This is a genomic window from Oleiphilus sp. HI0123 (assembly GCF_001635315.1).
Window position 1 is genome coordinate 1 of the sequence record NZ_LWGE01000306.1, and the last position, 647, is coordinate 647.

1 protein-coding gene is annotated in these 647 nt (G+C 42.0%); it reads left to right on the plus strand.

Features of this window, described 5'->3' with window-relative positions; genetic code table 11:
* Positions 1-142: 142 nt before the first annotated feature.
* The coding region (locus tag A3761_RS02930; RefSeq protein ID WP_231881135.1) for an MFS transporter at positions 143-647 on the plus strand (505 nt) is incomplete at its 3' end.

A 647-nucleotide genomic window follows, 5' to 3' on the forward strand; every position in this document is an offset into this window, starting at 1 on the left:
GCTTGGGTGTGATCAACGAAGTTTTGCGTATCAATAGTCTGACTTCTATTGGCTTTCGATTCGCTTGCCAGGGCTTTTAATGCCAGTTTTATATCTGAAGCTATCATTTTTATATTTCACCTATTTTGCCTTGCTAGGTGTCATGGCGCCTTACTTGGGGCTATATCTCGATAGTAAGGGCTTCAGCTTATTAGAAATCTCCCAGCTGCTTTCCTTATTGATGATAACGAAGGTGCTTGCTCCCTTACTGTGGGGCGCATTGTCTGATCGTTTTAGTAACAATGTCTTTCTGGTTCGTTTTGGGACGCTAATGACACTTGTCTGTTATAGCGGCTTTTTCTTTGCCAGCACATTTCAGGCTTACGCACTAGTCATCGTGTTGTTTAGTTTCTTCTGGAATGCGGTCTTGCCACAGATAGAGGTCGTAACGCTTTTTAATCTGGGTAGTAAGAAAGAGTTGTATGGGCGGATACGGCTATGGGGTTCAGTCGGGTTTATCTTTAGTGTTATGGGATTCGGTATAGTATTTGATATTTGGGGGATTGCATATTTTCCTATAAGTTTGCTCTGTGTGATCGCGTTGATTTTTGTTAGCAGCTTAGTTCATTTTGAGGAACCGAAAAGAACGCAAAGCCATGATGAAGCTA